Genomic DNA, 2,173 nt, shown 5'->3' with positions numbered 1-2,173 from the left:
GGTGCCGTGCCTCATGCACCGTCATTTCAGAACCCGCCCTCCGGCCCCGTCCCCTCCACCGGCCGTCGACTGCCGGTAGGGGGCGCCTACGTCCGCTGTCGGCTCTCCGCAGAGGGCGATTGTTTCCGCGGCCGCGCCCCGCTGGGGGTGCAGGGGGCGAAGCCCCCGCCCATACGGCGCCGGGAGGGCTGGCGCGCCCCGTCAGGGGCGCGGGGAACTGCGCGAGCAACCACGCACGGTCCGCAGACGCCGGGCGGACAGGGTCGACCGAGCCCGTGGGCAGCTTTTCAGGGGCGCGAGGAACGGCGCGAGAAGTCCCCACCGGCCCGCAACCGCCGGACAAGCCCAGCACACCAGCTCGCAGGCGGCTTTTCAGGGGCGCGGGGCTGTATCGATATGCGGCTCCGCCGCGTGGGCGCGACAAGCCCCCACCGGACCCGCACCCGCGCGCCAAGCGCAAGCCGCACCCCCGGCAGGCGCAGCCGAAGTCAACGACGTCGGCGACACCAAAGCACCGCAGCCGCCGCCAGGCAGAAAAGACCCGCGCCCCCCGCCACCACAGCGGTCAAGCTGACGGCAGGATCACGCGCCCCCGTCACCGAGGACGGCCCGCCCCCGAAGTACCGGTCCGGGTACTCCCGGGTACGCCCCACCGGCAAGGTGCCCGCGCGGGCGATCGCCGCGGCCGGGTCCACCACCCCCGTTCCGAGGGAGTCGGAGCGCCCGCCCGGCGGAGCGTCCCGCGCCGTTTCCACGAGCAGCCGCCGTACCTCCGCCGGGCTCAGCCCGGGGTGCGCGGCGCGCACCAGCGCCACCGCTCCCGAGACGAAGGCGCATGCCGCGCTCGTCCCCCACCCCTCGTAGTAGCGCCGGTCGGGGTCCGCGATGACCACGTCGACGCCGGGCGCGCTGACCGCCGCGTACCAGCGCCGTGTCGAGAAGGCCGCACGGCGCCCGTACCGGTCGACCGCCGTCACGGCGATCACGCCCGGGTACGCCGCGGGGTACGAGACGTGGTCGCCCTGTTCGCCGCCGTTGCCCGCGGAGGCGACGACGACCACGCCCTTGCTCAGCGCGTACTGCACCGCCGCGTCCTCGCGCGGCTCCGGGTGCGCGGTGGCGCTGTCGTCGCCGAGGGACAGGTTGATCACGTCGGCGCCGTGGTCGACGGCCCAGCGGATGCCGTCGGCGAGGGCGCTGCCGCGCGCGCCGCGCGCCGTGCCGCGGGCCGGGTCGCCATCCTCCAGGATCACGCGGACGGGCAGGATCCTCGCCTCGGGCGCGATGCCGAGCACGCCGTCGGAGTCGTCGGCGCCGTGGCCGCGCCCGGCGATGATCCCGGCCATCGCGGTGCCGTGCCGCGCCCAGGCCCGGTCGCCGGGCCCGGCGCCGAAGCCGACGAGATCCTTGCCCGGCAGCACCTGCCCCCGGAGGTCGGGGTGCCCGTCGTCGACGCCGGTGTCCAGCACGGCGACGGTGATGCCGTCGCCCTTGGTCGTGCGCCACGCCTCCTCCGTGTGGAGCGCGTCGAGCGCCCACTCCTGTGCTCTTATCGCGTCCGCGCGGGCGGTCCCGGCGGGCAGCAGCACGGCACAGGCGAGCACGACGGCGAACGCCGTGGTGACGCGTATGCCGTTGCCCGCGGCGCGGTGGAACGCCGTCACCGCCGCCCCTCCCCCGCCGCGCCGCGCAGTGCCCGGCGTAGGCCCTGTTCCGTGAGGCCTGCCAGGGCGAGCCCGTCGTGCCCGAGCCCCGCCTCGGCCGGGGCGGTGGCGCCGCCCTCGCCTGCCGCGCGCTCGGCGGGCTGCGGCGGTATGCCCGTACGCGCGTCGGCGAAGCCGGTCACGGTGTAGACGACCACGGGCAGGTCCGGCAGGACGGCGACGCGCCAACTGGCGCGCTGCGCGTCGCCGAAGCCCTCGGCGGCGGTGCCTTCGGGCGCGTAGGGACGCGGCATCAGGTCGGCGCGCTCGTCGAGGTGTTCGTCGGCGAACCGGTCGCGCAGCGCGCGCATGCCCGCAGCGTCGGCGGCGGTGACGAGGAGGCCGACGGTGGTCACGCTGGTGGCGGTGGCATCGGTGTACGTCGCCCGGAGCAGACGCGTACAGCCGACGGGCGCGAGTGCCGTCGTGAGGAGCGGGTCGAACGCCCCCGCGCAGTCCCCGTCGGGAGC

At 76.4% G+C, this 2,173-nt stretch carries 1 protein-coding gene and 1 pseudogene; both read right to left on the bottom strand.

The window, feature by feature from the left end; genetic code table 11:
* Positions 1–488: 488 nt before the first annotated feature.
* Positions 489–1,631: a type VII secretion-associated serine protease mycosin gene (gene mycP / locus K6I34_RS36110; RefSeq protein ID WP_374231115.1), complete on the bottom strand. Its 1,143-nt coding sequence runs from the start codon at positions 1,629–1,631 to the stop codon at positions 489–491.
* Positions 1,632–1,660: 29 nt separating this feature from the next.
* Positions 1,661–2,173, bottom strand: a pseudogene (locus K6I34_RS36105) (hypothetical protein); the annotation flags it as partial.

Source organism: Streptomyces sp. UNOC14_S4, from assembly GCF_020740835.1.
In the GTDB taxonomy this organism is placed as follows: domain Bacteria; phylum Actinomycetota; class Actinomycetes; order Streptomycetales; family Streptomycetaceae; genus Streptomyces.
The sequence above is the reverse complement of the archived record's forward strand: the minus strand, read 5'-3'. Positions and strand labels throughout refer to the sequence as shown.